Origin of the sequence: Bradyrhizobium sp. WBOS07 (genome assembly GCF_024585165.1) — a bacterium.
Classification (GTDB): domain Bacteria; phylum Pseudomonadota; class Alphaproteobacteria; order Rhizobiales; family Xanthobacteraceae; genus Bradyrhizobium; species Bradyrhizobium japonicum_B.
Window position 1 is genome coordinate 226,718 of record NZ_CP029008.1, and the last position, 26,062, is coordinate 252,779.

The 26,062-nt window shown below is 66.4% G+C and carries 28 protein-coding genes and 1 tRNA gene; 14 read left to right on the forward strand and 15 right to left on the reverse strand.

Going from position 1 to position 26,062, the window contains the following annotated elements:
* Window positions 1–38 precede the first annotated feature (38 nt).
* Genes DCM79_RS01040 through DCM79_RS01050 form a run of 3 tightly spaced genes read left to right on the forward strand, consistent with a single transcriptional unit; the run spans window position 39 to window position 2,004 of the window.
* Window positions 39–443, forward strand: a complete 405-nt coding sequence (locus DCM79_RS01040; RefSeq protein ID WP_257178132.1) for a DUF350 domain-containing protein — start codon at window positions 39–41, stop codon at window positions 441–443.
* Window position 444: 1 nt separating this feature from the next.
* Entirely contained in the window at window positions 445–840 is a 396-nt protein-coding gene (locus tag DCM79_RS01045) for a hypothetical protein (RefSeq protein WP_257178133.1), read from the forward strand.
* A 3-nt stretch (window positions 841–843) separates the two neighbouring features.
* Complete coding sequence (locus DCM79_RS01050; RefSeq protein ID WP_257178134.1) at window positions 844–2,004, forward strand: glutathionylspermidine synthase family protein; 1,161 nt, start codon at window positions 844–846, stop codon at window positions 2,002–2,004.
* 170 nt (window positions 2,005–2,174) lie between these two features.
* Here the strand turns inward: DCM79_RS01050 and DCM79_RS01055 are convergent, their stop codons facing one another.
* The 5 genes from DCM79_RS01055 to chpT all read right to left on the reverse strand — a co-directional run bounded on the left by DCM79_RS01055 (window position 2,175) and on the right by chpT (window position 6,638).
* Window positions 2,175–3,047, reverse strand: a complete 873-nt coding sequence (locus DCM79_RS01055; RefSeq protein ID WP_257178135.1) for a protein-glutamate O-methyltransferase CheR — start codon at window positions 3,045–3,047, stop codon at window positions 2,175–2,177.
* Window positions 3,044–4,234, reverse strand: a complete 1,191-nt coding sequence (locus tag DCM79_RS01060) for a chemotaxis response regulator protein-glutamate methylesterase (RefSeq protein WP_257178136.1) — start codon at window positions 4,232–4,234, stop codon at window positions 3,044–3,046. Before DCM79_RS01060 ends, DCM79_RS01055 begins: the two co-directional genes overlap by 4 nt.
* 75 nt (window positions 4,235–4,309) lie before the next feature.
* Entirely contained in the window at window positions 4,310–4,675 is a 366-nt protein-coding gene (locus tag DCM79_RS01065; protein WP_007600538.1) for a PleD family two-component system response regulator, read from the reverse strand.
* A 72-nt stretch (window positions 4,676–4,747) separates the two neighbouring features.
* Window positions 4,748–5,788 (reverse strand): chemotaxis protein CheW, encoded by a 1,041-nt coding sequence (locus DCM79_RS01075; RefSeq protein ID WP_373568183.1) that lies wholly within the window; start codon window positions 5,786–5,788, stop codon window positions 4,748–4,750.
* Between the two features lie 196 nt (window positions 5,789–5,984).
* Window positions 5,985–6,638 (reverse strand): histidine phosphotransferase ChpT, encoded by a 654-nt coding sequence (gene chpT, locus DCM79_RS01080; protein ID WP_028134580.1) that lies wholly within the window; start codon window positions 6,636–6,638, stop codon window positions 5,985–5,987.
* Window positions 6,639–6,839: 201 nt separating this feature from the next.
* On the opposite strand from chpT, the gene cysQ reads away from it, so the two are divergent.
* Complete coding sequence (cysQ, locus tag DCM79_RS01085) at window positions 6,840–7,664, forward strand: 3'(2'),5'-bisphosphate nucleotidase CysQ (RefSeq protein ID WP_257178137.1); 825 nt, start codon at window positions 6,840–6,842, stop codon at window positions 7,662–7,664.
* On the opposite strand, the gene DCM79_RS01090 is transcribed toward cysQ, so the two are convergent.
* Window positions 7,658–8,143 carry a YHS domain-containing (seleno)protein gene (locus tag DCM79_RS01090; protein WP_257178138.1) on the reverse strand — a complete coding sequence of 162 codons (486 nt, stop codon included), beginning with the start codon at window positions 8,141–8,143 and terminating at the stop codon, window positions 7,658–7,660. The two genes, cysQ and DCM79_RS01090, sit on opposite strands and share 7 nt — an antisense overlap.
* Window positions 8,144–8,282: 139 nt before the next feature.
* Here DCM79_RS01090 and DCM79_RS01095 point away from each other — a divergent pair, with 139 nt between their 5' ends.
* The 4 genes from DCM79_RS01095 to DCM79_RS01110 all read left to right on the forward strand — a co-directional run bounded on the left by DCM79_RS01095 (window position 8,283) and on the right by DCM79_RS01110 (window position 11,520).
* On the forward strand, window positions 8,283–8,888 hold the full coding sequence (locus tag DCM79_RS01095; protein WP_028134577.1) for a DUF1134 domain-containing protein: 606 nt from the start codon (window positions 8,283–8,285) through the stop codon (window positions 8,886–8,888).
* Window positions 8,889–9,008: 120 nt separating this feature from the next.
* Entirely contained in the window at window positions 9,009–10,301 is a 1,293-nt protein-coding gene (locus DCM79_RS01100) for a hypothetical protein (protein WP_257178139.1), read from the forward strand.
* Window positions 10,302–10,473: 172 nt separating this feature from the next.
* Window positions 10,474–10,548: transfer RNA gene (locus tag DCM79_RS01105), tRNA-Val, on the forward strand.
* Window positions 10,549–10,746: 198 nt separating this feature from the next.
* Window positions 10,747–11,520, forward strand: a complete 774-nt coding sequence (locus DCM79_RS01110; RefSeq protein ID WP_257178140.1) for an SDR family NAD(P)-dependent oxidoreductase — start codon at window positions 10,747–10,749, stop codon at window positions 11,518–11,520.
* Window positions 11,521–11,540: 20 nt separating this feature from the next.
* On the opposite strand, the gene DCM79_RS01115 is transcribed toward DCM79_RS01110, so the two are convergent.
* The 6 genes from DCM79_RS01115 to DCM79_RS01140 form a co-directional block, all read right to left on the reverse strand.
* Window positions 11,541–12,218, reverse strand: a complete 678-nt coding sequence (locus DCM79_RS01115; protein ID WP_257178141.1) for a hypothetical protein — start codon at window positions 12,216–12,218, stop codon at window positions 11,541–11,543.
* Between the two features lie 97 nt (window positions 12,219–12,315).
* Window positions 12,316–12,798, reverse strand: coding sequence for a transcription elongation factor GreA (gene greA, locus DCM79_RS01120; protein ID WP_257178142.1), 483 nt, complete (start codon window positions 12,796–12,798; stop codon window positions 12,316–12,318).
* Window positions 12,799–12,857: 59 nt separating this feature from the next.
* Window positions 12,858–13,343 carry a hypothetical protein gene (locus tag DCM79_RS01125; protein ID WP_257180917.1) on the reverse strand — a complete coding sequence of 162 codons (486 nt, stop codon included), beginning with the start codon at window positions 13,341–13,343 and terminating at the stop codon, window positions 12,858–12,860.
* Window positions 13,344–13,522: 179 nt separating this feature from the next.
* The gene (locus tag DCM79_RS01130) at window positions 13,523–13,861 is read right to left on the reverse strand and encodes a hypothetical protein (protein WP_257178143.1); all 339 of its coding nucleotides are present in this window, start codon (window positions 13,859–13,861) and stop codon (window positions 13,523–13,525) included.
* Between the two features lie 231 nt (window positions 13,862–14,092).
* Window positions 14,093–14,611 (reverse strand): hypothetical protein, encoded by a 519-nt coding sequence (locus DCM79_RS01135; RefSeq protein WP_257178144.1) that lies wholly within the window; start codon window positions 14,609–14,611, stop codon window positions 14,093–14,095.
* 188 nt (window positions 14,612–14,799) lie between these two features.
* Window positions 14,800–16,347, reverse strand: coding sequence for an acetolactate synthase large subunit (locus DCM79_RS01140; RefSeq protein WP_257178145.1), 1,548 nt, complete (start codon window positions 16,345–16,347; stop codon window positions 14,800–14,802).
* Window positions 16,348–16,725: 378 nt separating this feature from the next.
* Between DCM79_RS01140 and DCM79_RS01145 the strand changes: the two genes are divergently transcribed.
* Window positions 16,726–17,223, forward strand: coding sequence for a L,D-transpeptidase (locus DCM79_RS01145; RefSeq protein ID WP_373568142.1), 498 nt, complete (start codon window positions 16,726–16,728; stop codon window positions 17,221–17,223).
* Between the two features lie 205 nt (window positions 17,224–17,428).
* Window positions 17,429–18,244, forward strand: a complete 816-nt coding sequence (locus DCM79_RS01150; protein WP_257180918.1) for a DUF2927 domain-containing protein — start codon at window positions 17,429–17,431, stop codon at window positions 18,242–18,244.
* 214 nt (window positions 18,245–18,458) lie between these two features.
* On the opposite strand, the gene DCM79_RS01155 is transcribed toward DCM79_RS01150, so the two are convergent.
* Entirely contained in the window at window positions 18,459–19,583 is a 1,125-nt protein-coding gene (locus DCM79_RS01155; protein ID WP_257178147.1) for a threonine synthase, read from the reverse strand.
* Window positions 19,584–19,900: 317 nt separating this feature from the next.
* Between DCM79_RS01155 and DCM79_RS01160 the strand changes: the two genes are divergently transcribed.
* The 4 genes from DCM79_RS01160 to DCM79_RS01175 all read left to right on the forward strand — a co-directional run bounded on the left by DCM79_RS01160 (window position 19,901) and on the right by DCM79_RS01175 (window position 23,533).
* Complete coding sequence (locus tag DCM79_RS01160; RefSeq protein WP_257178148.1) at window positions 19,901–21,157, forward strand: GTP cyclohydrolase II; 1,257 nt, start codon at window positions 19,901–19,903, stop codon at window positions 21,155–21,157.
* A 7-nt stretch (window positions 21,158–21,164) separates the two neighbouring features.
* Window positions 21,165–22,403: a URC4/urg3 family protein gene (locus DCM79_RS01165; protein ID WP_257178149.1), complete on the forward strand. Its 1,239-nt coding sequence runs from the start codon at window positions 21,165–21,167 to the stop codon at window positions 22,401–22,403.
* Between the two features lie 209 nt (window positions 22,404–22,612).
* A complete protein-coding gene (upp, locus tag DCM79_RS01170) occupies window positions 22,613–23,242 on the forward strand; it encodes a uracil phosphoribosyltransferase (protein WP_028179165.1) in 630 nt (209 codons plus the stop codon).
* A gap of 78 nt (window positions 23,243–23,320) precedes the next feature.
* Window positions 23,321–23,533 carry a hypothetical protein gene (locus tag DCM79_RS01175; RefSeq protein ID WP_257178150.1) on the forward strand — a complete coding sequence of 71 codons (213 nt, stop codon included), beginning with the start codon at window positions 23,321–23,323 and terminating at the stop codon, window positions 23,531–23,533.
* A gap of 12 nt (window positions 23,534–23,545) precedes the next feature.
* Here the strand turns inward: DCM79_RS01175 and DCM79_RS01180 are convergent, their stop codons facing one another.
* Together DCM79_RS01180 and DCM79_RS01185 are read right to left on the reverse strand one after the other, a co-directional pair.
* Entirely contained in the window at window positions 23,546–24,658 is a 1,113-nt protein-coding gene (locus DCM79_RS01180) for a M48 family metallopeptidase (RefSeq protein WP_257178151.1), read from the reverse strand.
* Between the two features lie 3 nt (window positions 24,659–24,661).
* On the reverse strand, window positions 24,662–25,816 hold the full coding sequence (locus DCM79_RS01185; protein ID WP_373568097.1) for a DUF898 family protein: 1,155 nt from the start codon (window positions 25,814–25,816) through the stop codon (window positions 24,662–24,664).
* Window positions 25,817–26,062 lie beyond the last annotated feature (246 nt).

The window sequence follows — 26,062 nt, forward strand, 5'->3', positions numbered from 1 at the left end:
CCCCGGCCGACGAATGGTCGCTGCTCGACGGGGGAACGATGATCCTGCAATCACTGGCCGGCCTGCCCGCCTTCCTGGTCTATTTCTGCACCGGGCTGATCGCGATCGTTGCGTATCTGCTCGTCTATACCCGCATCACCGCGCATAACGAATTCCAGCTCATCCGCGACAACCAGCCGGCCGCGGCGATCGCGCTCGGGCTCAGCCTGCTCGGCTTCGTGGCGCCGCTGGTCAGCGCCATCGCGCATTCGGCCAACGTGCTGGACTGCCTGATCTGGGCGACCATCGCGCTGATCGTGCAGGTGATCGTGTTCTATCTCGTCAAGGTTCCGGTGCCGAACCTGTCGACGCGCATCGATGCCGGCGAGCTCGCGCCTGCGATCTGGCTCGGCCTGGCCTCGCTCGCCGCCGGCCTCCTCAACGCTGCCAGCATGATCTATTGAGATGGCGGACAGATCTTCCAAGAAGGAATTCGGCAAGCGCCGGCCGGCCGCCGAGAAACCACCGTCGGGTCCGCCGGTGAAACGTTCCGGCCATGTCGCGCTGCTGGTGATGGGCACGCTCGCGGTCGGCACCACCGCCTACACCTTGATGCCGCGGCAGACTTGCGAGCCGACCCCTGGCGCCGTGCCGGGACAGACCACCACGACTTGCACCACCAGCAGCAGCAGCAGTTCGTCGGGCAGTGGCAGCAGCTCGCGCTGGTCGTCGCGATCGAGCTTGTTCAGCAGCGATTCGTCGTCCCATTCATCGTCGGCAACCTCGTCCGATTCCGGCCACAGCAGCGTAAGCCGCGGCGGCTTCGGCTCGTTCGGCCACGGCTTCTCCGGCGGCGGCTGATCCATGCAACGCATCACTTGCCTGGAGCGCGACGACTGGCGAGAGACCGCGGCGCAATGCGGCTTCGTCTTCCACACCATCGACGGCGAACGCTATTGGGACGAGCGTGCCTATTACGGCTTCACGCTCGACGAGATCGAGCGCGGCATCGAGGCGCCGACCGGCGAGATCGAGGCGATGTGCCTCGAGCTTGCCGGCCGCGTCATCGGCGACGAGCGGCATCTGCGGCGCTTGCAGATACCGGAAGCGTTCTGGAGCCTGATCGCCGAAAGCTGGCAGCGCGACGACCGCAGCCTCTATGGCCGTCTCGATCTGAAATATGACGGCAAAGGTCCAGCAAAGCTGCTCGAATACAACGCGGACACGCCGACCTCGATCTTCGAGGCCGCGGTGTTTCAATGGACCTGGCTCGAACAGGCGATCGAACGCCGCGTCATCCCCTCGCGTGCCGATCAGTTCAATTCCATCCATGAGCGATTGATCGCGGCATGGAAGGAGGTTGCTGCCGGGCGCCATCTCCATCTCGCCGGCATCACGGACAACGCCGAGGATGCCGGCACGCTCGCTTATCTCGAGGACACCGCGCGTCAGGCCGGGCTGTCGACCACCCTGCTCGACATCGAGCAAGTCGGCTGGCGCGACGAGGGCGGCGGCTTCGTCGATCTCGACGAGACCGACATCGCGCTCGCCTTCAAGCTCTATCCCTGGGAGTGGATGTTCCACGATTCCTTCGGCGCCAAGCTGCAGGACGCGCCGACGCGCTGGATCGAGCCGCCGTGGAAGGCGGTGCTCTCCAACAAGGGCATTCTGCCGCTGCTGTGGGAGATGTTTCCGAACCATCCCAACCTGCTGCCGGCGTTCTTCGAGGATGATGCGCAAGCCGTCGAGCTCGGCACGTCCTATGTGCGCAAGCCGCTGCTGTCGCGCGAAGGCGCCAACGTCACGCTGGTGTCCGGCGGGATACCGCTCGACGAGCAGGCGGGCCCCTACGGCGCCGAAGGTTTCGTGCGCCAGGCGCTGGCACCGCTGCCGAATTTCTCGGGCTTCTATCCGGTGGTGGGAAGCTGGCTGGTGAATCACGAGCCGTGCGGATTGTCGATCCGCGAGGACGAGAGCCCGATCACGGGCAACCGCTCGCGGTTTTTGCCGCATGCGATTTTGTGAGTCGCGTTCTTTCCCTCTCCCCTTGTGGGAGAGGGTGGCTCGCCGCGAAGCGGCGAGACGGGTGAGGGGTCTCTATCCTCGCACACATCTCGCATTGGAGTTTGCTGAAGCAACCCCTCATCCGGCGCTTCGCGCCACCTTCTCCCACAAGGGGAGAAGGAAGAAAGAACTCACTTCGCCGCGGCGAGCTTCAGCGGCTGCGGCATCAATCCGCCCATCGGGCGGCCTGAGCGGGCGGGATTGAGCTGGTAGAGACCGCGGCGGTCCGCGATGGGACGGAATGCATCGGTGATGCCGACGACGGATTCGGCGGCCCCCAGCAGCAGCGTGCCGTCGGCTTCCAGCGCCTTCGCCATCCGCTCGAAGATCACCGCCTTGGTGTCCTGGTCGAAATAGATCAGCACGTTGCGGCAGAAGATCACGTCGAACGTGCCGAGATGAGAGAAGTCCTGCAGCAGATTGAGCTGGCGGAACTGCACCATGGCGCGAATGTCGGCATTGAGCTGCCAGAGCTCACCGGTCTGCTTGAAATATTTGACCAGCATCTGGATCGGCAGACCGCGCTGCACTTCGAACTGGCTGTAGACGCCGGCCTTCGACTTCTCCAACACCTCCTGCGACAGGTCGGTGGCGACGATCTCGATGCGCCAGCCGGCGAGGGCCGCGCCCATCTCCTTCACGCACATCGCGATCGAATAGGGCTCCTGCCCGGTCGAGGACGCCGCCGACCAGATGCGCAGGCTCTTGCGCGCCGCGCGCGCCTGGACCAGGCCCGGCAGGATGGTGTCGCGTAAGTGATCGAACGGGATCTTGTCGCGGTAGAAGAACGTCTCGTTGGTGGTCATGGCTTCGACCACGTCGGTCGCAAGCCGGCCGTCGCCGTTCCTGATCTTCAGCACCAGATCGGGAATGCCGGGAAGGCTCGCCTTGCGCGCCAGCGGCAAGAGCCGGCTCTCGACCAGATATTGCTTGTCGGCCGAGAGATCGAGCCCGGAGCGCTCTTTCAGGAACTTGCGCAGATAGTCGTAATCGGTGGGCGTCACGAGCGGTCTCCCGCGAACAGGCGGTTGACCTTGGCGCCGATCTGGTTGAGCGGCAAAACGGCCGCGCAGATGCCGGCATTGGCCGCCGCGCCGGGCATGCCCCAGACCACGCTGGAGGCTTCGTCCTGCGCGATGACGCTGCCGCCGGCGGCGACGATGTCCTTGCCGCCGCGCATGCCGTCCGAGCCCATGCCCGTCAGGATCACGGAGAGAATGTTGCCGTGCCAGATATCGATGGCCGAGATGAAGAGCGGGTCGACCGCGGGCTTGCAGAAATTGACCGCGGGGCCGTCGTCGAGCGCGATCACGGTGTCCGCGCCGTTGCGTGCGACGCGCATGTGCTTGCCACCGGGCGCGAGATAGATCCGTCCCGGCTTCACCGGCTCGCCGTCGACCGCCTCGGCTGCCGGCCGGCGGCTCGAACGCGCCAGATGCTCGGCGAGGATGGTCGTGAAGGTCGGCGGCATGTGCTGGGTGATCAGCACCGGGAAGCGGTCGATCACCGGGCCGAGTTCGGTGACGAGCGCCATCAGCGCCTGCGGACCGCCGGTCGAGGAGCCGATCAGCAGCACCTTGGGGGCCTGATTGGAGAATGGGCGAAGCGCCAGCGATCCCGACGGCGCGGCCTGCACGGTCGCAGCGGGCGCTGCGGGCCGCGCAACGGGACCGCGCGGGGCCGGAGCCGGGCTCGCGGGCGCCAGCGGCGGGCTCGCAACTGCGGACTTGCGCCGCAGCCGCGCGCCGAGATGACGGATCTTCTGGATCAGGTCGTGATGAAAGATGTCCGCGGCCGACGCCTCGCGGGTCGATTCCGGCTTCGGAATGTAATCGGCCGCACCGAGCGACAGCGCCTTGAAGCTGATTTCCGCGTTGCGGCGGGTCAGCGTCGAGGCCATGATGATGACCAGGTCGCGCTTCTTCGCCAGCAGCCTCGGCAGCGCCGAAATGCCGTCGAGCTCGGGCATTTCGATGTCGAGCACCGCGACGTCAGGGTTGATGCGTTCGATCTGGTTGACCGCCTCGAGCCCGGTCCGCAGCGAGGCTGCGACCTCCATGTCGTGCTCGGCACCGACCCAGCGCGAGATCAGACCGCGGATGACGACGGAGTCGTCGACGATCATCACCCGCAGCGGCCCCGCTTCACGCGAGCCGGTCGTGGTCGAATTACCTGCGAACGCAACACTCATTACTCACCAACTCAGACTGAAAGGAGACAGTTGAAAACAGGCGCCGAAGAATCCGGTCGGCCACCGGCGGATCGCTCAGATAAGGCCGACTTCCTGGAATTTCGCCGTGACGATATCCTTGTCGAACGGCTTCATAATGTATTCGTTGGCGCCGGCATGCAGCGCGCGCGCGATATGCGCGACGTCGTTCTCAGTGGTGCAGAACACCACCTTGGGCTGGTCGCCGCCGGGCATCCGCCTGAGATGGCCGAGAAACTCGTAACCGTCCATCACCGGCATGTTCCAGTCGAGCAGCACCGCGTCGGGCAAGCCGCGCTTGCAGGCTTCCAGCGCCTTCTCACCGTCCTCGGCTTCGAGGATCTGGAAGTCGAGGCCCTCCAGGATGCGGCGCGCAACCTTGCGGATGACGCTGGAATCATCAACGACGAGACAAGTGCGCATGTGAACCTCTGCTTCCTCCCCCCGTTGGGGGGCACTTCCAATTGCAGGTCCGTCGGCGGTGAGGCCGCGGTATCAGGCCGCCATCATCTCGGGCGCGAGCTCGAGGACGCGATCGACGTCGAGGACGACCATGAGCTGTCCGTCGAGGCGGTGGACGCCGCCGGCGAGCTTGGCCATGCGGGGATCGAGGTTGACGGGGTTCTCTTCCATGCCGGCTTCGGGCAGGCGCAGCACCTCGCCGATCTGGTCGATCAGAAGGCCGTAGGATTCGCCGCGCAGATCGACGCCGACCGCCATCGGCACCTTGCCGTCCTCGGGCTGCGGCAGGCCGAGACGGGCGCGCATGTCGACCACGGTGACGATGCGGCCGCGCAGATTGAGCACGCCGGCGATCTCGCGCGAGGACATGGCGGCCAGCGCTTCAGGTGCAACCTCGGCCTTCACCTCGGGCTTCACTTCGGGCTTGGCAACCGGCGCGGGCACCGGTGCTTCGATCGCGGTCTCGCGGAAGGCGCGCTCGAGCTCGTCGAGCGAGACCTCGCCCGGACGCAGCGGACGCTCCAGGGTCTGGTCGATCAGCGTGCCCGTGGCCATCTCCTTGGCGGGCGCGGCAGCCGGGGCTTCCGGCACCAGCGGCGGCGCGTCGGCGACGGGAGCGGCAGCGACTGCACCTGCCGCCGCGATCGGCGAAGCCGACGCTGACGGCATCGGCTGCGCCGAGCCTGACATGGCGGCCATCCCCTGCTCGACCATGGCTTCCAGCTTGTCGATGAGGTCGCGGTCGTTGCCTTCAGGCTCGGCCTCGGTGGCTTCGAGACCTGCGAGGATCTCCTTGATGCGGTCGATCGAGGACAGGATCACCGTCACGGCTTCGGCCGTCACCGGCATGCCGTCACGGAATTTGCCCATCAAGGTCTCGCCGGCATGGGCCAGCGCTTCCAGCCGCGGCAGGCCGAGGAAGCCGCAGGTGCCCTTGATGGTGTGGACCAGGCGGAAGATGTTATCCAGGATCTTGGCGTTGTTCGGCTCCTGCTCGAACTTCACCAATTGATTGTCCACGGTGTCCAGGCTCTCGCTGGTCTCCGTCAAAAACTCCCGCAACAGATCATCCATGAAAAAGGCCTTCATACAGGAAGGGCGCGCACGAGGTGTGATGCGCCATTTCGGAATGATGCCAGCTTCACCGCAAAGCGTTTAATATTGGTTGAGTATGTGCAAAAGAACGGAACCAACAAAGAGATAAGGCGCTCCGGACAAGCCGAAGCGCCTCGTAAAGATTTGCTTAAGAGGCCGGGGCGCGACGCGCCGTTTACGAAGCGGTAACGGTGATGGCTTCGCCTTCCGGCGCGAGCTTCACGGTGAGCCCGCAGGCCTGCGCCAGCAGCCGCGTATAATAAGGCTGGATCGCGTGCGCATCGGCGGCAGGCCCGCGCTCGCCGCTCAGCAGCTCGGAGATGTTCTGCGGCAGGCGCGCGTTGTGACCGGTCGCGGTGATGCGAAAGCTCATCGTCTCGCCCTCGCCGATCGGGTCGATCGTCAGCATGCCGCCGCGCGGGATCGTGTGCTGGGCGACGACCAGCATGTTCAGCAGCAGCTTGACGCGGTTCTTCGGCAGGAGGAGCCGCGGCAGATTCCAGGTGATCGAGCACTTGCCGTCCTCGATGTGGCCTTTCGCCATGGTCTGGGCATCGCCGAGATCGATCTGCGCGCCGGAGGAGCCGGCCGCGCCGAAGGCAAGACGGCAGAACTGAAGCCGGGCCGAGGCGGTCTTGGCGCTCTTGCGGATCAGGTCGAGCGCGAACTCCCGGTCTTCGGGCTTGGGATCGTCGTCGAGCACCTCGAGCCCGTTGACGATGGCGCCGACGGGGCTGATGAGATCGTGGCAGACCCGCGAGCACAGCAGCGCGGCGAGTTCGAGCATATCGGGAGCAGTAGCGGTCGCGGGCGACGAGGCGTCAGACATATAAAGGGGTCCTGGAGGGTTCCTGGAATGCACGGCGCTGGACGCCGCGAATCACGCATGCTTGACGGATGCTGCGGGTTCTAACATTCGCCAGCCCGCGGCAGCTAGCTTGCGATCGGGTCGAGGCGGACATAAGCCCAATCAATCGATCGGGCCGAATCAGTCGAGAAGGAACGAATTGCCGATGATTGAGGCATCCAGGTGAAGCGGATCATCGACGGCGCGGCCGCCTCCGGCCTGATGGAGCCGCTGACGGCGCTGGTCGTGAAGGCGGGCGAGGCGATCCTGTCGGTCAACCGCGCGGCGATGCGGGTCGAGGGCAAGCAGGATGGCTCGCCCGTGACCGAGGCCGACCTCGCCGCCGACCGCATCATCGCCGAGGGCCTGGCACAGCTCGCAGGCGACGTCCCGACGCTCTCGGAAGAGCGGGCCCAGCTCGGCTCGCCTCCGTTTGACGCCAGCTTCTTCCTGATCGATCCGCTCGACGGCACCAAGGAATTTGTCGCCGGTCGCGACGAGTTCACCGTCAACCTCGCCCTGGTGACGTCAGGCGCGCCGCTGCTCGGCATCGTCAGCGCGCCCGCGCTCGGCGTGCTCTGGCGCGGCATCGTCGGCCGCGGCGCCGAGCGCGTAAGGTTTGACGACGCGACCATCGGCGCAGCCGAGCCGATCCACACCCGCAAGCTGCCGGCGCGAGGCGAGCCCTGGATCGCAGCGGTGAGCCGCTCGCATGGCGATCCCAGGAGCGAGGCCTTCATCGATGACAGGCCCAATGCCGTGCGCAAGACCTGCGGCTCGGCCGTGAAATTCGGCCGGATCGCGGAAGGCAGCGCCGACATCTACCCGCGCTTCGGGCCCACCTGTGAATGGGACGTCGGGGCCGGTGCTGCGGTCGTGACCGCGGCCGGCGGCAGGGTGACCGACGGCCAAGGCGGCGAGCTGCGCTTCGGTGCGCGGCAGGCGAGCGGCTTCATCATCCCGGAATTCATCGCCTGGGGCGATCCGCAGGCGGTAGGCCGCTACTGACCGAGCTGTTCCAGAAGCGCCGGCCAGCGCTTGCCGACCTCATAGAGGAACCGTTCGGGATTGGCGGCGAAGGCGTCGCGATTGGCTTCCCGGCTGAACAGATACAGCCGCTGCGCCGCGATCGCGAAGAAACGGGGATTGCCTGCGATGGTGACGCCGCGGGCGATATCGGCGGGATCGTAGCCGCCGAATTGCGGTCCATAGATTTCGGGATGGGCCAGGAAGGAGGCGCGGTTGCCCTCGTTGCGGAAGCGCCAGACCGCGCCCCACAGGTTCGCCTCGAACTCCGCCGTGCCCTGCACCGCCTGGCCATCGACGAAATAGGCGACGGGGTCGAAGCCTTCGATGGCGACGCCGGTGAAGCGGTTGACGACGACCCGCTCGGTGGTGGCGGCCTCGGCCGGCAACCCCGAGCCGGCAATCCATATGCCCGACAGCAGGCAGACGAGGAGCCCGATCAAGGCGATTCCGGGGCGCAAAGGGCTATCTTCCTGCCGTTGTGCCGTCATAGTTGCTACGGATAACATCCGAGTCGAGGGGACATCCGGCGCAACCTAGAGCCATGCCTGTTGGCGTCAGGTTAAGGAAGCGACCGGATTCGGTACCAGGGGTTCTTTCATGACTTTCGCATCACGCCTTGCTGCGCTCGCGCTTGCCGCGATGGTCGGCTGGATCGTGCCGGCTTCGGCCCAGACGGCGCCGCCGCCGGACCTGCCGCCGCCGCAGCGGACCCCGACGCCCAGCACCTACGGACCGGACGAGCTCGTCACCGCCGGCCACCGCTTCTTCGGCAACGTCTCGCGCGGGCTCGCCTCGATCATCGAGAAGGCGGTCAGCCAATGGGGCCTGCCCAACGGCTACATCCTGGGTGAGGAAGGTTCCGGCGCCTTCGTCGCTGGCCTGCGCTACGGCGAAGGCACGCTCTACACCAAGAACGCCGGGGATCTGCGCGTCTACTGGCAGGGCCCCTCGCTCGGCTTCGACTGGGGCGGCGATGGCGCGCGCACCATGACGCTGGTCTACAACCTGCCCGCCACCAACGCGATCTACCAGCGCTTCGCCGGCCTCGACGGCTCGGCCTATATCATCGGCGGCTTCGGCATGACGGCGCTCACCGCCAACAACATCGTGCTGGTGCCGATCCGCTCTGGGCTCGGCCTGCGGCTGGGCGCCAATATCGGCTATCTCAAATACACCCCGCGGGCGACCTGGAACCCGTTCTAGGTCCTTCTGCTCCCATCCGGTTACGGATCAAGGTTAACGACAGGCCGGGGCTGGCTTTCTGCCGGCGCCCCATGGCATGGTCGTTGGTGAATTTTTCCTTAAGCTTGGGAGTTCTGCCCCATGGTCGAACCGATCATGTACCTGGCGATCGGTTTCCTGCTGTCGATGCTGTGCGGGCTCGCGATCGTGCCGCTGGTGCATAACCGCGCCGTGCGCCTGACCACGCGCCGACTGGAGGCCGCCACGCCGCTGTCGATGGCGGAGATCCAGGCCGACAAGGACCAGCTCCGTGCCGAATTCGCCATGTCGGCGCGGCGGCTCGAGATGAGCGTCGACCAGCTCAAGAACAAGACCACGAGTCAGCTCGCCGAGCTCGGCAAGAAGAGCGACGCCATCAACCGCATGAAGATCGAGCTCGGCGAGAAGAACGCCACGATCTTCGCGCTCGAGGCGCGCGAGAAAGCGGTGAAGGAGCAGCTCCGCGCCACCGAGGAGGAATTCAACACCAAGACCGCAGCCTTGCGCGAAGCCGAGATCGCGCTGGCCGACAAGCAGGCCGAGCTCGCCAGGATCAACTCTGAACTCTCCGATCGCTCGATGATGGCGGAGAGCCGCCAGGTCGAGCTGCTCGCCGTGCGCGCGCAGATCGAGGAATTGAAGAACCGCGTCGGCGACGCCGAGAAGGAATTTGCCGCCACCCAGGCGCGCCTCGCGCAGGAGCGCACTGAATCCGAGACCGCCTCGCGCGAGCTCGGCGAGGCGCGTGGCCGGGTCGAGAATCTCAGCCAGCGCGTCACCGAGCTCGATCGCCAGCTGCTGCTGCAGGTCAAGGAAGCCGAGATGCTGTCCGGCCGCGTCACTGACCTCGAAGGCCGCCTCGCCACGCAGGGCAAGCTGCTCGCCGAGCGCGAGTACGAGAACAACCAGCTGCGCCAGGCCAATGAAGCAGCCGAGCGCACCATCAAGGACCTGCGCGTCGACATCGCCGGCTTGAGCAGCGCGAAGTCGTCGGCCGCCGTCGAGACCCTGCGCGCGGAAAAGACCGCGCTCGAGGCGCAGCTCCGCACCGCGCGCGAGGAACGCGCCAAGCTGCAGCGCGACGTCAACGCGATCCAGCAGCAGGCCGAGAGCTCCTGGGCGACCGAGCGCATGGAGAACGCGCTGTTGCGCGAGCGCATCAACGACATCGCCGCCGAGGTGGCCAAGCTCGCGATGCAGCTCGAAGGCCCGAACTCGCCGATCGAGGCGCTGCTGGCGGCCGAGGCCGGCCAGCCGCCGAAGCCGGCGCCGCGCCCGGCCAACGACGCCGCGACCAACGGTGCGCCGAGCCTGCCCGAAGGCGGCGGAACGCTGGCCGAGCGGATCCGGGCGCTGCAGGCCCACGCCTCCCGCGCGCGCCAGCAGGGCGCGTAAGCGGCCCAAATCAGCGGCCCAAATCGCCCCTCGGTGGCGCATCGGGTGACCGGGGCAAGGTTTTCCGGCCTCGCGGCACCTGGAAACTTGACACCTCAAGCCCGCACTTCTAAATCGCGGGCTCCGATGCGCCGGCCGGCCGACGAGGTCCGGCCGTCTGCATGATGGTCCCGGGCGCATAGCTCAGCGGGAGAGCGTTCCCTTCACACGGGAGAGGTCCAAGGTTCGATCCCTTGTGCGCCCACCACGCTTCGCCAACAGGCTTCGCGTGGCGCAGCCACGTCCAATCATGGCGAAGCGGGTCCGGCGTAGCTCGAAGCGTGTCGACGGACTGGGGCGTTTGCTTCCGCTCCGGCAAAATCTCGAAAACAACCCCATGCACAGTAGCCGACCTCAGCCGGATCAAGGGGTTACGGCTTTCCCGAATTAGCCTCTGGAGTAGCACATGGCGGCCATCTTCATCACCGGCAGCACCGATGGCCTCGGCCGGGCGGCGGCGCAATCGCTGCTCGATCAAGGACACCGCGTGGTGCTGCACGCGCGCTCGGCCGATCGTGCCGACGCGCTCGGCGAACTGAGGTCGCGCTGCGCGGGCATTGCGATCGGCGATCTCACAAGCGCGGCCGAGACGAAGGCAGTCGCCGAGCAAGTCAACGCGATCGGGCGCATGGACGCAGTCATCCACAACGCCGGCGTCTACACGCGGCCAGCCCGTGGCACGACGCCGGAAGGCCATGCCGAAACGCTCGCGATCAACACGCTTGCGCCTTACATGCTGACGGCGCTGATCGAACGGCCAGGTCGATTGGTGTATCTCAGCAGCGGATTGCACCGGGGTGGAGAAGGTTCGCTCGACGACCTCGACTGGACCAGGCGTCCCTGGGATGCGGCCAAGGCCTATGCCGAGAGCAAGCTGCACGTGGTCGCGCTCGCCTTCGCGCTGGCGCGGCGCTGGCCCGAGGTCCTCTGCAACGCCGTCGATCCCGGCTGGGTGCGCACGAAGATGGGCGGCGCAGGCGCGCCGGTCGATATCGACACCGGGCAACGGACGCAAACCTGGCTGGCGGTCAGCGAGGATTCCGCGGCCCTGGTCAGCGGGCGCTATTGGCATCATCTTGAGCAGCAGCAGCCGGCCAGCGAGGCGGCGGATCCGAGGTTTCAGGACGCGTTGATCGGCAAATTGAGCGCGCTGACGGGCGTCGAGCTGGCGGAGGTGTAGGAAGCGATCGCGGAGCGAGCTCACGCAGCCCGCTGAGGCCGCCACGCCGTGTAGAGACCGGCCAGAGTTCCGATGGCGATCAGCGCGCCCGCCAGCAGCAGCTGCAATTCGCCATCGTCGGTGGGGCCGACGGACGACACCAGCCGGGTGACGATGACGAACAGAATACCGACGGCGGCCGCGGCGCCGAGGCAGAGATAAGCGAGCTCCCGCATCAGATTGCGGCCGAGAAGCCCGAGCGCGGTGAAATACATCGCGCAGGCGTTGGGATGGATGAACAAGGCGATGCGCGCGTAACGACCGTAGGCATCGAACAGCGATTCGCATCGGCGCAGGGCCGCTTTCGAGGCCACCCGCTGCAGGAACGGCCTGAAGAAACGAGCCTGTCCGTAGCTGAGAACGGCGCCGAGGATGATGGCGAGCCACGCCACGATGAAGACGGAGCCATCCACGGCCTTGGGGCTGAGCGCCACCGACATCAGGATCAAGGCCGTTCCGGGAAAATAGCCGAAGTACGGGAACACCGCTTCCAGCAGCACGCAGACGAACATGAAGGCCGGAAACCATGCCGACCCGGTGGCGCCGTGCACGATCGCGTTCAAGTCGAACAGGCTCGTCCTGTACAGAACGAGGTACATGCACACGGCGAGGCCGGCCAGCGCGTAGAACGGCAGTGCTCCCGATAGAAACCGTCTCATCCGACCATCGCGCTTCGTTTGGCGGAGACGACGGCCTCGCGCTGTTCCGGATCATGCTTTAGGCGAACAAGATCGCTCCTGTCGATAGCGCGCATTGCTACGCGATCGACAAAATCTCGATCTCCTGCGCGCCTGCCCCGACGACATCGCCAACCGCCTTGCCCATCAGCGACCGCGCCACCGGCGCGACGAAGGAGATCGTCCCGGCCTTCGGGTCGGCTTCGTCCTCGCCGACGATGCGATAGGTCTGCACGCGGCCGTCCGCGCGGCTGAAGGTCACCGTGCTGCCGAAAGCGACGACGTCGTTCGACACCGGATCGGGAACGAGCTGCGCCGTGCGCAGCCGCTCCGTCAGATAGCGGGCGTCGCGCAAGGGCACGGCCGATTGCCGCCGCTTCTCGTTGACGTCGTCGATGGCTTGTGCGGCTTCATAGGCCTCGCGGGCTTCTCGAAGCTGGGTCTGCAACGCCTGCAGGCCGGCTTCCGTCACGAGGTTGGGATGCGGCGAGATCGGGCGATCCGGCAACAGCGTCTCGGACGCGGTCTCGGCGCTTTCTTCCTTGGTAAAGGCGACGCTCAATGCAACAATCCTGTCGAACCGTTCCGGGGGCGGCGCCAGGCGACGCCGCTTGTCCCGGACTATATCTCAAGTTCGACGAAACGACGGAGCTTGAAGACGATATCCGGCAGGGCCTGGCGGAACCGCGTTGCATTCTGGAAGCTGGTCGAGAACGGCGCGAAGGTGATCATCGCGTTCCATTGCCGGTAGCCATAGACCGTGATCGAGGCCCCGTTTGCCGGAAAATCCTCCAGCTTGCGCAACTCGCCCAGCACGAGATCGGCGATCGCTTCGGCGGGCAGCAGCTGTCTGCCATCCCGCGTCGTGACGATCTTTGCAGGCTGCTCGACCGGCTCCGCTTTGGCCGGTGCAGCGTCGGACGCATCCTCTTGCCGGATCGAGGTTGCCTCGGCGACGGGCGCGGAAACCGGTTCCGCTCCGTTCGCGGGCATTGTCGGCGGCGCCTCGGCGAGCGGCGGCGGTGCAACATTGTCTGCGCGCTTGTTGCCTCCGAGGATGCTGCTGATCATGGCCACAAGGCCAGCATCCTTCACGTCGTCACTCATCATTCCCCCGGCTTCGGCCTACTCTAGCACTGCTCCCGCAGACCGCCACCGGGGATCTGCGATCGGAGTCCGCCTGGCAGAGGCGGTTCGTCGCAGACCGTTCGCCGGAGGGCCCGGCTGAAGCTCCGTTCTTCGAAGGTCGCAGCGGCGCGACGCCCAGCGCCCCGCCGCGCGATCCGTCACCGCTTATCGAACGGAATATATTGATGGTACTGCTTGGGCACCGAGCTGCGATAGCGCGCGGGCACGGTGCCGGTGTCGACGGAGTGATCGATTTCCTGCTGCCGCGTCATCTTCTTCGCCGGCTTCTTCGATGCGCTCTTCTTGGCGTCGGTCGGCTGGCTGGCGCTGTCGGTGGTCGCAGCAGGTGCCGGTGCCGCCGTCGTCGCCGGCGCAGTGGCTGTCGCCGCAGGCGCGGCGGCCCCGCCGGCGGCGGGCGCGGTCTGGGCCTGCGCGAGCGGTGTCTGCATGATGAGCGCCAGCGCCGCGGTCGCGGCCAGCAAGAATGACTTTTGCATCAGAACCTCCAAAATTGCCTGATCCCAACGGGCCGAAGCTAGGCCTGCGGCATCGACGCGTGCAAGTCTGGCGACATTAGGTCCGATCCCACAGGAGAACTGTGGCCGAGATCACATTGCTCGCCAGTCCGCTGCCGGTCTCGGACGACACGGCGACCATCAGGTCACCGGCAAGGCAGATGGGTCGTCGGTGATCACCCGGAGCGGGTCCTGCCGGCATGGTTGCAGGTACTACCCCGCGACGCCGAGGCCGGCCTCCGCAAGCCGCGCCGCGAACCAGCGCGACAGCGTGTCGTCGGCAGCGCTGCTGACATAGACCTCCGACATCGTCACCCGGTCCTTGTCCAGCACCAGCAGCACGCCGATCCAGTAGGGAAACCAGACGTGGACATCGGTCAGCGCCCTCAGCTTGTGCTGGTCGTGCTCCAGCGGCGTGTGATTGCTCGCCTTGCGGATCTCCACGGCGAGCAGATTGTTCGGGATCTCGCGCTGATGCACGACGACATCGGGATAGATCGATTTTCCCAGATGATCGTCGGTCGAGATGATGGTGCCGTGGGGCAGATGCAGCGTGCGCTCGCCGAGCCGGTCGTAATTGCAGTCGACCGACCAGCCGGAGAAGTGCTTCTCCAGATGCACGGCGAAGCGGTGCGTCAGCGCGCGCTCGCCGATGTCCTTCTCGAACAGGAAGCCCTCGTGGGCGTAGAAGTCCCTGACAGCCGCGACCACCTTGTTCAGCTCGGTCTGCATCGTGCCTCCGGGCTCATCACGCGCACGCAAGAATTCGTAGCCCGGATGGAGCGTAGCGCAATCCGGGGTTCTCGCAAGACGCACGAAGTCCCGGATTACGCGGAGCCTGTCATCGGGCGGCGCTTTGCGCCGGCCCGTTGGCTCCATCCGGGCTACGAGGGCTGAATTCGCGGCGCGATCGGCCAGACCTACACCTGGACTTCGATCAGCCGCGGCCCGGGCTCGGCGACGGCTTCGGCCAAGGCCTTGTTGAACTCGTCGGCATTGGTGACGGCGCGGCCGGGCACGCCCATGCCCTTGGCCAGCGCGACGAAATCCAGCGTCGGACGGTCGAGCCGCAGCATGTCGTTGGCGCGCTGGCCGGGCTCGCCGGCGCCGACATTGTCGAACTCGCCGCGCAGGATCTGGTAGATGCGGTTGGCGAACACGATGGTGACGATGTTGAGGTTCTCGCGCGCCTGGGTCCACAGCGACTGGATCGTGTACATCGCGCTGCCGTCACCGACCATGGTGATGACCTTGCGGTCCGGGCAGGCGATCGCGGCGCCGATCGACAGCGGCGTCGAGAAGCCGATCGAGCCGCCCATGTTCTGCAGCCAGTCGTGGGGAGCTGCCGCCGCGGTCGGCGGGAAGAAGCCGCGGCCGGTGGTCAGGGACTCGTCGACCATGATGGCGTTCTCGGGGATCGCGCACGCGATCGCCTGCGCGATCGAGGCGAAGGTCAGCGCGCCCGTCGGCTTGACCAGCTCCTGCAAAGCCTGCGGCTTGACGTCCGCAGGCCTGGCCTTCACCGCGCCGGCGAGCGCCTCGAGCGCGGCGACCGAGTTCTCGCCCCAGGAGGTCATGCGATGGACCTCGCAGCCTTCCGGCTTGAGCATGCTCGGCTTGTTCGGATAGGCGAAGAACGCCACGGGATCGTCGGACTCGACCAGCACGATGTGACGGAACTTGGCCAGCATCGGCAGCGCCTGCTCGATCACGTAATGGATGCGGTCGATCGAGAAGCGGCCGCGGCCGCGCGCCATCTTGGGCCGGAAGGTCGGGCCCATCACGGTACAGCCGGTCTTGTTCGCGATGCGCTCGGCGAACGCCAGGCCCTGCTCGCTCAGGGCGCTGCCGGTCATCAAGAGCAGCGTGCCCTCGCCGTCGCCATGCAGGATCTTTGCGGCCTGCTCGACCGCCTGCGGCGAATAGCTCGCGCGCTGCTGCTCGGCCGGGACCTCGGCGATGCCGTCGGCCTCGTTCCAGGCGGTGTCGGCGGGCAGGATCAGGGTGGCGATCTGCGGCGGCGCGCTCTTGGCGGCGGCAATGGCCGCGGCGCCGTCAGCGGCGACCGATTTGGCATCCGGCGAGGTCCGGACCCAGGACGACATCGGCCGGGCCAGGCCCTCGATGTCGGAGGTCAGCGGCGCGTTGTAGCCGATGTGGTAGACCGCGTGCTGGCCGACGATGTTGACGATGCCGGAATTGGCCTTCTTGGCGTTGTGCAGATTGGCAAGGCCGTTGGCGAGGCCGGGGCCGAGATGCAGCAGGGTCGAGGCCGGCGTGCCCTTCATGCGGAAATAGCCGTCGGCCGCGCCCGTCACCACGCCCTCGAACAGGCCGAGCACGCAGCGCATGCCCGGCACACGATCCAGCGCTGCGACAAAATGCATCTCGGAAGTGCCCGGGTTGGTGAAGCAGACGTCCACCCCGCCCTTGACCATCGTCCGCACCAGGCTTTCCGCACCGTTCATTCTTTTTGCTCCGCAACCGGTCGCTTCCGGCGATCCATGCGATCAATCATTGTTCGCGCGGCCCGTCAAAGCAAGAGCCGGCATCGCGGCCCTGCCCCGCATGACGATGCGCGGGTTTGGCTAATGCTCCGTTCCGGTGGAGTTGGAACGGAGTCTGACGTTCTTGAGCAAATTGACGCGGTTGCCGATTTGGTGACACCATCCGTTAAGGATGCCCTGCCTCACGGGCCCGTGGGTTGCGAAATGCCCGCAAATATGGCCTGTGGCTTTCGTTGAATCGATTTTATTCTGGGGGAAGCAATGATCCGGTTTTTTGCCGCGCCGATCGCCGCAATCGCGCTCGTGCTGGCCGGCGCGGCCGACGCATCCGCGGCGGGAATGATAGACTTCACGGGCACCAGTTCCACCGGCTTTCTCGGCAGCGGCGCCAGCCCGATCCCCCGCACCACCGTCATGTACAACGGCAATTATGCGCCCGGCACGGTCGTGGTGAACACGGCCGAGCGCCGGCTCTATCTGGTGCTCGGGAACGGTCAGGCGCTGCGCTACGGCATCGGCGTCGGCCGCGACGGCTTCCGCTGGGGCGGGATGCACAGGATCACCGCCAAGAAGGAATGGCCGGACTGGACGCCGCCCTCGCAGATGCTGGCCCGCCGCCCCGACCTGCCGCGCCACATGAAGGGCGGCATCGACAACCCGCTCGGCGCACGCGCGATGTATCTGGGCTCGACGCTCTATCGCATCCACGGCTCCAACGAGCCCGAGACGATCGGCCAGGCGGTCTCCTCGGGCTGCTTCCGCATGACCAACGACGACGTCAGCGATCTCTACAGCCGCGTCGCGGTCGGCACCCCTGTGGTGGTGCTGAACAACTGATGAGAGGCAAGCCCTCGTAGGGTGGGCAAAGGCGCGAAGCGCCGTGCCTACGATCTTTCCGATCCGGCCACAGATGCGTGGGCACGCTCCGCTTTGCCCACCCTACGCACTCTCACTCCCTCGCGACAAACAACGCCGGGAACCGCGGGAGGTGCGACCTTGCGCCCTTGTGCGCGCGGCGTGAATGCGGCAGCGTCGCACCATGATGAGCGCATTGAATCCGTCCTCGGCTGCCGTTCGCTCCGCCCTGCTGGCGTTCGCGGCGCTCACGTTGATGCCCGACATCACGGTGGCGGCCGCCGCCGGTGAATTGCCCGCAGTCTCCGCGCGCCAGCGCGCCGAGAAGAAGAGCTTCACCGACGGCGAGATCGTCGACGGCTTCCTGAAGACGGCGTTCGGCGCCGAATATCACCTCGCCGGCCGCGTCGACCGCATCCGCAAGTTCGACGGACCCGTGCGCGTCTACGCCGAGAGCGACCGCGCCGATCGCAAGGCGCAACTGGCCAAGGTCGTGGCCGACATCGGCAAGCGCGTGCAGCATCTCGACATCGCCATGACCGCGACCTCCGAAGCGGCCAATGTGCGGGTGAAGCTGGTGCGCGATCGCGACGTCTACCGCACCCTCACCAGCTTCTACGGCGCCGCGAAGGCGCGCGAGATCCGCTCCTCGCTCGACCCGCAATGCCTGTCCGGCTTCCGCAAGAACGACAATTTCGAGATCGAGCATTCCGACGTGATCCTCACCGTCGACAACGGCGATTTCGTCTTTCTCGACTGCGCCTATGAGGAGCTGCTGCAATCGCTCGGGCCGATCAACGACACCACCAGCGTGCCCTGGACCATGTTCAACGACAACGTCTCGATGGGCTATTTCGACGTCTACGACCAGTACATCCTCAATTTGCTGTACGACCCCCGCATCAGGGCGGGCATGACCCTCCCCGAGGTCAAGGCCGTGCTGCCCGCCGTGCTCAAGGACGTGCGGGCGTGGGTGAAGCAGGTGAACGAGCTGAAGGACTGAGCTCACTGGCGAAGTGACGCTTCCTTCCCTCTCCCCTTGTGGGAGAGGGTGGCTCGCCGCGCAGCGGCGAGACGGGTGAGGGGTATCTTTCCGCGCGTTCAGTACGCATTGAGTCCGCGCAGAGATACCCCTCATCCGGCGCTTCGCGCCACCTTCTCCCACAAGGGGAGAAGGAAGAAGATCGGCTTCGCTGCGCTCTACCCATCCTACTGCCCTACCCCACCAGATCAGCCACCGTCGTCGCGGCCTTCAACCCCGTGCCGGTGAGGATGACGACCGTGGTCTCGCTCGCCTTGAGCGATCCGGCCGCGGACAGCTTGTCCAGCGCGGCGGCCGCGCTGGCGCTGGTCGGCTCCGTGAACAGGCCCTGGCGCGCAAGGCGGCGCAGCGCGGCGACGATCTCAGCTTCCGTGAGCGCAATGGTGCCGCCGCCGCTCTCGCGCAGGGCGGCAATGATCTCACGCAGACGCAGCGGGTGCTTGATGGCGGTGCCTTCGGCAATTGTCTTGCTCACCTCGCGCGCGACGGGCGTGTCGACGCCGGCCTGAAAGCTCGCATCGACCGGTGAGCAGTTGAGCGGCTGCGCCGCGAACAGCCGCGGCAGCTTCGCGATCTGGCCGGCCTTCCTGAGCTCGCGAAAGCCGAAGGCGCAGCCCAGGAGACTGCTGCCGGCGCCGACGGGAACGATGATGTTGTCGGGCGCGCGGAAGCCGAGATCCTCCCAGATTTCATAGGCGAGCGACTTGGTGCCTTCCAGAAAGAACGGCTGCCAATTGTGGCTGGCATAGAACGTCTGGCTCGACTGGCGGATGGCCTCGGCCTCGGATTCCTCGCGCGGGCCTTCGACGAGCTGCACCGCCGCGCCATAGGCGCGCACTTGCGCGATCTTGGCCGGCGAGGTCGAGGCCGGCGCAAGAATCTTCACGCGCATGCCGCCGGCGGCCCCTAAGCCCGCCATCGACGAGCCGCCATTGCCCGAGGAATCTTCGAGAATGGCCGAGACACCGATCTGGCGCAGGAACGACAGCATCACGGCGGAGCCGCGGTCCTTGAAGCTGCCGGTCGGGTTGAACCATTCCAGCTTGAACAACGGGCGCAGCTCGCCCCAATTTTGCTGAACCAGCGGCGTGCAGCCTTCGCCGAGCGTGATCGGGTTTGCGATCTCGACCGGCAGCGCGGCCCGATAGCGCCAGAGCGAGCGCACGCGGCTATCGATATCGTCACGCGAGATGCCGGCTCCCGGCGTCACCAGCAGCGGCGTGCGCTCGTCCGAGCACCAGCGCGGCTGGTCGAGGGGATAGAGCTGTCCGTTGCGAGGGTCGATGTAGCTGGCGGGCATGGGAGTCTCCGGGGGCAGAGCCGATCCGGTCGATATGTCCGAACATGCAGGTTTTATCCAGTCACCTGTTCGGACCGCCGAGGCGGCCGCCCGCCCCTTCAAAAATGACAGCAATTACATAGATATAGGAAACATTCTGGCGCCGCTCTTCGATCCGGACGAGCGCGGGAATGGGTCGCGGCCGCCGCGCACGATTAACTTGTCTGTCGCTCGCCGCGGTTACAATATGTTGGATTGAGCTTGCGCCGCCGGTTCGGCCTCGCAAGCGAGCCAGGCCCGTCCCAGCGGCGGGCCGTTGGCTTTTTGGGAGCCTGGACATGAGCCGCGCTAACCGTACCGACCACATCCGCCTCACCTCCCATCCGGAGCCGGGCAAGAAGTCCGCCTTCCCGATCCACTGGGGCGCCACCGAGGCGCGCGCGCGTGGGCCGGTCATCGGCACGGTGTCGCGCGCCGGCGATCGCAACGTGATCGGCAGCCATGGCGGCTCCTATGCGATGTACCGTGCGCTCGCGGTGTCCGCCGGCGCACTCGATCCGATTCGCAGGCCCGACCTCACCAACACGTTTCCGGCCGCGACCATCGGCCCGTTCGAGCAGTGGCAGGATCCGGCCAAGATCGTCGCGCTCGATCCCTGGGGCCATCTGGTCGCCGAAAACTTTCGTCAGGAGATCACTGAGGGCGCGGACATCCGCCCGAGCATCGCGGTGACGCGGGCGCGGCTGGACCTGCCGGAGATCCGCGAGGCACTCGCCGCGAAACGGCTGCGCGCCGACGGCGAGGTCGTGCACGCCAATGGCAGCGTCTCCGTGGTGAAGATCGCGATCGATCCGGTCTGGTATCTGCCCGGCCTTGCGACGCGCTTCGGCACTGGCGAGACCGAGCTGCGCCGCACGCTGTTCGAGCAGACCGCCGGCATGTTCCCCGAACTGGTGACGCGGCCGGACATGAAGGTGTTCCTGCCGCCGATCGGCGGCACCACCGTCTACATGTTCGGCGACGTGACGAAACTGCCGGACCATCGCACCAGGATCACCTGCCGCGTCCACGACGAGTGCAACGGCTCCGACGTGTTCGGCTCCGACATCTGCACCTGCCGGCCCTATCTGATCCACGGCATCGAGGAATCCGCGCGCGGCGCGCAGGAGGGCGGGCTCGGGCTCGTCGTCTACAACCGGAAAGAGGGCCGCGCGCTCGGCGAGGTCACCAAATTCCTGGTCTACAACGCACGCAAGCGCCAGGAGGACGGCGACGCCGCGGCGGCTTACTTCGAGCGCACCGAATGCGTCGCCGGCGTGCAGGACGCGCGCTTCCAGCAATTGATGCCGGACACGATCCACTGGCTCGGCCTCAAGCGCATCGACCGCTTCCTGTCGATGAGCGACATGAAATACGACGCGCTGACTTCGCAAGGCATCGACATCGTCGAGCGCGTGCCGATCCCGCCGGAGCTGATCCCGGCCGACGCCTATGTCGAGATCGCCGCGAAGAAGGCCGCCGGCTATTATTCGACCGACATCGCGCCGGAAAAGGACGTCGATGGCGTGGTCGGACGTTCGCTGGAAAAATACTGATCGCGCGATGGCGGACGCTTTAGAACGACAGGCCCGCTCCCTGCTCAGCGCAGGAGCGGTGCGCGCGCGTGCCGGACAGATGCTCGATATCGGCCTTGCCGGCGGCTTGCGCCACTTCACTGTTGATCTCGACCGCATGGATGGTGTCGCGGAGGCCGTGCTCGCGGTGACGCGACGGGCCTATCCGACGCTGGAGATTCCGTTCCATGCGCGCTGGCGGCATTTTGTGACCGGCGGCATCGACCGCTGGGCGCGGCTTGCCGACGCTGCATCGTGGCCGGACCGCGCGGCACGGGCGCGGGCCGAGTTTGATCTTGCCATCGTCAGCGTGCTGCTCGACGCCGGCGCGGGCGCAGCGTGGCGATATCGCGATGCTGCCAGCGGCGCAAGCATCGGCCGATCCGAGGGACTTGCGATCGCGAGCCTCGACATGTTCGCGGGCGGCCTGTTCTCGGGCGACGCCCGCGCGCCGTTCAGGGCCGATGCGGAGGTGCTGGCAAGACTGCCGCTGGCCTCCCTCACCCCCGCCTTTCAGGTCAGCGATGCCAATCCGCTGCTCGGCCTCGAGGGACGCGTCGACCTGCTGCGGCGCCTGGGCACATTGACGGCGGAGCGCGCAGACGTGTTCGGCCTGCGCGACACGCCACGGCCGGGCTGCCTGTTCGATCACATCGCGGCGCAGGCAAATGGCGGCACCGTTGCCGCGCCTGCGATCCTCGCCGCGGTGCTGAACCAGCTCGGACCGATCTGGCCCTCGCGGCTCGAGCTTGGAGGCGTGCCGCTCGGCGATTGCTGGCGCCATCCCGCGCTCAGGGCCGACGACGCAACGGCGGGCCTCGTGCCGCTGCACAAGCTGTCGCAATGGCTGAGCTATTCGCTGATCGAGCCGCTGCAGCGCGCCGGTCTCGACGTCACCGAGATCGACGGCCTGACCGGGCTGGCCGAATATCGCAATGGCGGCCTATTCGTCGATCACGGGGTGCTGCGCCTGCGCGATGGCGCCGATGCCGGGCGCGCGCATGCGGTGGATTCGCTGCTGGTCGTGGAATGGCGGGCGCTGACGGTCGCACTGCTGGACCGGCTTGCCGATCTGGTTCGCGCCAAGCTCGGCCGCACGCCGCAGACCTTGCCGCTCGCCAGCATCCTGGAAGGCGGCACCTGGGCGGCCGGCCGCGCCATCGCTTTCGCCCGCCGTCCCGACGGCTCGCCGCCGCTCAAGGTGATCAGCGACGGCACGGTTTTCTAAACCCTCTCCCCTTGTGGGAGAGGGTGGCTTCGCAAAGCGAAGCCGGGTGAGGGGTTCTCTCCGCGAATCCATCTCCCAGTGAAGTTCGCGGAGAGAACCCCTCATCCGGCGCCGTAGCCGAAGCTACGCTTCGGCGCTTTTGAGAACGGCGGCCTGAAGGCCGCCTATACCACCTTCTCCCACAAGGGGAGAAGGAAGAAAGGCATCCCATGGAAGGCGTCACGATCGTCGATCATCCGCTGGTGCAGCACAAGCTGACCCTGGTGCGGGACAAGTCAATCTCGACCAAATCGTTCAGGGAGTTGATCAAGGAGATCGGCATGCTGCTCTGCTACGAGGTGACGCGCGATCTGCCGCTCGCCGACACCGTGATCGAGACGCCGCTGGCGACGATGCATTCGGCCAAGATCGCCGGCAAGAAGCTGGTGTTCGTGCCGATGCTGCGGGCCGGCACGACCTTCGTCGACGGCATGATGGACCTGGTGCCGACCGCGCGCGTCGCCCATATCGGGCTCTACCGCGAGCCGCACAGCTTTGCCGCGGTCGAGTATTTCTTCAAATCGCCCTCCGACCTCAGCGAGCGCCTCGCCATCGTGGTGACGCCGGTGGTCGCGACCGCCAACACGGCCGTGGCCGCGATCGACCGGCTGAAGGAGCGCGGCGCCAGGGACATCCGCCTCGCCTGCCTGATCGCAGCCCCGGAAGGACTGGAGCGGTTACGCGGACTGCATCCCGACGTGCCGATCTGGACCGCGGCGGTGGACGAGGGTCTCGACGAGAACGGCTTCATCCTGCCCGGCCTTGGCGATGCCGGCGACCGCGCCTACGGAACGCGATAGGTCTCTCGGCGGCGTTCCACCCGTTTAGGAACGCCTTCGATCGCGCGCGGTTCTCCTGCTTTCAGGATGGAGAGCTCGATGACCTATCAGGACAACGACCGCAGGGCCGACAGGGCGCGCCGCAACAGCCCGGTGGGCTGGGCGGTCGGCGCCATCTTCGTGATCGCCGTGGTCGCGGCCGTCTTCTTCTACAATGGACGCGAGTTCGGTCCCCAGACCACGACCTCGAATCCGAACACGGCGCCGAACGTCACCACCGGATCGAATCCGCCTGCTGCGCCGGCAAAGTGATTGGCGGCCCGCTCACACCTTCCCGCTGCCGCAAATCAGCTTCAGCGACTGCCATTCCTTGTCCGTCAGCAGCGGCGGGCCGGAGGCCGGGCGATCTTCTTTGGTCATGCGGGCGAGGCGGTCCTCGGTCAGCGGGTGGCTGGCGAGGATCGTCGTGAGCGTCGAGCCGCCCTCCTTGCCGGTGATGCGGAACATCAATTCGGCGGCGGGCTTCGGCGAGCGGCCGAGCTTGTGCATGACCTCGATCGCGAACGTGTCGGCGGCGGTCTCGGCCTCGCGCGAATAGGAGGCTTCGACCAGGCTGCGCGAGGCGAAGATCACCGCGGACGAGCCGGTGACGTCGCCAAACAAGAGGCCGATCAGGAACGAGGTGCCGCCGTTGTAGATCAGCCCGCGCATGTTGTCGTAATGCTTGAGATGACCGAGCTCGTGCGCGAGGATGCCGGCGAGCTCGTCGGGACTTTCGGCCTTGTCGAGCAGCCCCTTGAGCACGTAGACCTTGCCGCCCGGCAGCGCGAACGCGTTCGGCACCGAGGTCGGCAGCACCCCCGCGGTCATGGAATCGTCGTCGAGGCCGGCGGCATCGCGCAGGCGGTTGACGAGCTTGGTGAAGGCGGCCTTGCCGGCGGGATCTTCGCACGCATTGCGGCCGAAGATGGTCTTCACCTGCACTTCGGCGGCGTCGCCGATACGCCGTTCGACGGGTTTCGGCACCAGCGGCGCCAGACGGTCGGCGGCGAGCGGCACGCCGAACAAAACGACGCAGACGATCGAGACGGCGGCGGCCACCGACCAGCCGACGATCTTTGCGACACCGCGGCGCGAGGTCATGTGCTCGTCGAGCCGCATGCAGCGCGCCGTCACGTCGGCCGCAAGCACAGCGTCGCGGATTTCCAGCCGCGCCAATGGCGGCGCGGCGATGCACGCCAGGCGCAAGATGCCGGACGGACTGTCGGCGCGGCGAATGTCGGCGTAAGCCCAGCGAACCGGCGCCCCGCCCTCCTCGGCGATCTCCAGCGCATCGCCGAACGTCAGTGTGACCTGCCGCCTGCGGCTCGACGTTCCGTCGAAGAAGATGGTCGGCTTCGCCGACTGCGCCGGCGCCGCGGCAAATGTTTCACTCACAGCCTAGAATCCCGCGACATCGAGCCCGTCGGCAAAACCTTCGCCGAGCGCGCTGGCAAGCTGGCCGCTGCCGCGCACGTCCGCCGCGGCCGCGATGTCGTGCACCGCAACGGTCTCGAGCACCTTGGCCCAGAGATCGCGCTGGAGATAGACCCGCATCACGATGTTGATCGCCAGCGCCAGGGCGAAATAGCCTGCTACCATCATCACCACCATGGGGATGCTCTTGGTGCCGTTGTCACCGGCGAAGATCTCCTCGGCCGGAACGCCGCTCAGCTGAACCAGCAGCAAGCCGCCGACGCCCATATAGGCAGCGAAGGCGACCGTGAGCAGCATCCACCAGCCGACCACCTTCCAGTACAAGCCGTAGAAGGCATCATGAGGCAGGTCCGAGGACAGGCTGACGCCGCCGATGCGGATGCCATCGAGCCACCAGCGCCATTCGCGCGCCTTGAATTCGGCATAGACGAACGGCGCGAGCGGGAAGATCACGACCGCGATCGGGCTGAGCAGCCATAGCCACCAGGCGCGCTTGAAGAAGGTCCAGCCGTCACCTTCGAAATCGCCGCGCAGATCGCCGTAATGGCTGTGCTGCATCTTGTAGCGTTCGAGCGCGGCCTCGCGCCACGGCAGCGCCAGGCCGAGCGTCAGCAACACCAGCAGGCCCCAGGCCATGGCGCGGAACGCATAGGCCCAGCCCGAGCCGTCCATCCAGAACCGCACGCCGCGCCAGACCGTGCGCGTCAGCCGGTAGCGTCGCGCGCGAAAGATTGCGAACTGACCGAAGGCGTAGAATCCGATGAACAGCGGCACCGAGGCAAAGCCCTGCCAGCGCTCGAACTCGATGCCGATCAGGAAGTAGGCGAGGTAGATCGGCACCAGGATCGCGAGCGCGAACAGGAAGCCGACCAGAAGCTCCCTGGCCCGCCCGGTATATTCGGCGGCATCGCCGTCGATCGCAGTGTGCGCCCACAGATGACGGCGAATGTCGGTGACGAGCCAGAACCGGTAGAAGCCGAAGGTGACGAGCTCCAGCATGGCACCCTTGGTGACCATTTTTCGGAAGTCGGAGCGGTGGCCGGAAAACTCGACCCGCGTCGGCGGCAGCGGCGGCGGAATGGGCTCGGAGCCGATCGGGGTCCATTGCATGTCGTTCACGGCGGCAACCTCGAGATGTCGGTCTATTCCAATCAAACTATAGATCAGAGATTGGTCGATCCCCAACACGGCCGGGTTCGATTTACCTCGATTCCAATCGGTTTCGGCACGATTTCACGACGAACGGTGTGCGGGGGATCACGCTAAGGAAGGTCCCGCGGCCCTCTCGCAAAAGTTGGATGTGGCAAAACTCTCCCTTGCTCCGGCGCAGACAACCGGCTGTAATTGCAAATCAAATACCGCAGC

Bases quoted from the DNA above. Each gene is read 5' to 3' on its own strand.
- DCM79_RS01040 (WP_257178132.1), top strand. From the start codon at position 39: ATGATCCTGCAATCACTGGCCGGCCTGCCCGCCTTCCTGGTCTATTTC.
- DCM79_RS01045 (WP_257178133.1), top strand. From the start codon at position 445: ATGGCGGACAGATCTTCCAAGAAGGAATTCGGCAAGCGCCGGCCGGCC.
- DCM79_RS01050 (WP_257178134.1), top strand. From the start codon at position 844: ATGCAACGCATCACTTGCCTGGAGCGCGACGACTGGCGAGAGACCGCG.
- DCM79_RS01060 (WP_257178136.1), bottom strand. From the start codon at position 4,234: ATGAGTGTTGCGTTCGCAGGTAATTCGACCACGACCGGCTCGCGTGAA.
- DCM79_RS01065 (WP_007600538.1), bottom strand. From the start codon at position 4,675: ATGCGCACTTGTCTCGTCGTTGATGATTCCAGCGTCATCCGCAAGGTT.
- DCM79_RS01075 (WP_373568183.1), bottom strand. From the start codon at position 5,788: ATGGATGATCTGTTGCGGGAGTTTTTGACGGAGACCAGCGAGAGCCTG.
- chpT (WP_028134580.1), bottom strand. From the start codon at position 6,638: ATGTCTGACGCCTCGTCGCCCGCGACCGCTACTGCTCCCGATATGCTC.
- DCM79_RS01095 (WP_028134577.1), top strand. From the start codon at position 8,283: ATGACTTTCGCATCACGCCTTGCTGCGCTCGCGCTTGCCGCGATGGTC.
- DCM79_RS01100 (WP_257178139.1), top strand. From the start codon at position 9,009: ATGGTCGAACCGATCATGTACCTGGCGATCGGTTTCCTGCTGTCGATG.
- DCM79_RS01110 (WP_257178140.1), top strand. From the start codon at position 10,747: ATGGCGGCCATCTTCATCACCGGCAGCACCGATGGCCTCGGCCGGGCG.
- DCM79_RS01115 (WP_257178141.1), bottom strand. From the start codon at position 12,218: ATGAGACGGTTTCTATCGGGAGCACTGCCGTTCTACGCGCTGGCCGGC.
- DCM79_RS01125 (WP_257180917.1), bottom strand. From the start codon at position 13,343: ATGAGTGACGACGTGAAGGATGCTGGCCTTGTGGCCATGATCAGCAGC.
- DCM79_RS01130 (WP_257178143.1), bottom strand. From the start codon at position 13,861: ATGCAAAAGTCATTCTTGCTGGCCGCGACCGCGGCGCTGGCGCTCATC.
- DCM79_RS01135 (WP_257178144.1), bottom strand. From the start codon at position 14,611: ATGCAGACCGAGCTGAACAAGGTGGTCGCGGCTGTCAGGGACTTCTAC.
- DCM79_RS01140 (WP_257178145.1), bottom strand. From the start codon at position 16,347: ATGAACGGTGCGGAAAGCCTGGTGCGGACGATGGTCAAGGGCGGGGTG.
- DCM79_RS01145 (WP_373568142.1), top strand. From the start codon at position 16,726: ATGATAGACTTCACGGGCACCAGTTCCACCGGCTTTCTCGGCAGCGGC.
- DCM79_RS01150 (WP_257180918.1), top strand. From the start codon at position 17,429: ATGAGCGCATTGAATCCGTCCTCGGCTGCCGTTCGCTCCGCCCTGCTG.
- DCM79_RS01155 (WP_257178147.1), bottom strand. From the start codon at position 19,583: ATGCCCGCCAGCTACATCGACCCTCGCAACGGACAGCTCTATCCCCTC.
- DCM79_RS01160 (WP_257178148.1), top strand. From the start codon at position 19,901: ATGAGCCGCGCTAACCGTACCGACCACATCCGCCTCACCTCCCATCCG.
- DCM79_RS01165 (WP_257178149.1), top strand. From the start codon at position 21,165: ATGGCGGACGCTTTAGAACGACAGGCCCGCTCCCTGCTCAGCGCAGGA.
- upp (WP_028179165.1), top strand. From the start codon at position 22,613: ATGGAAGGCGTCACGATCGTCGATCATCCGCTGGTGCAGCACAAGCTG.
- DCM79_RS01175 (WP_257178150.1), top strand. From the start codon at position 23,321: ATGACCTATCAGGACAACGACCGCAGGGCCGACAGGGCGCGCCGCAAC.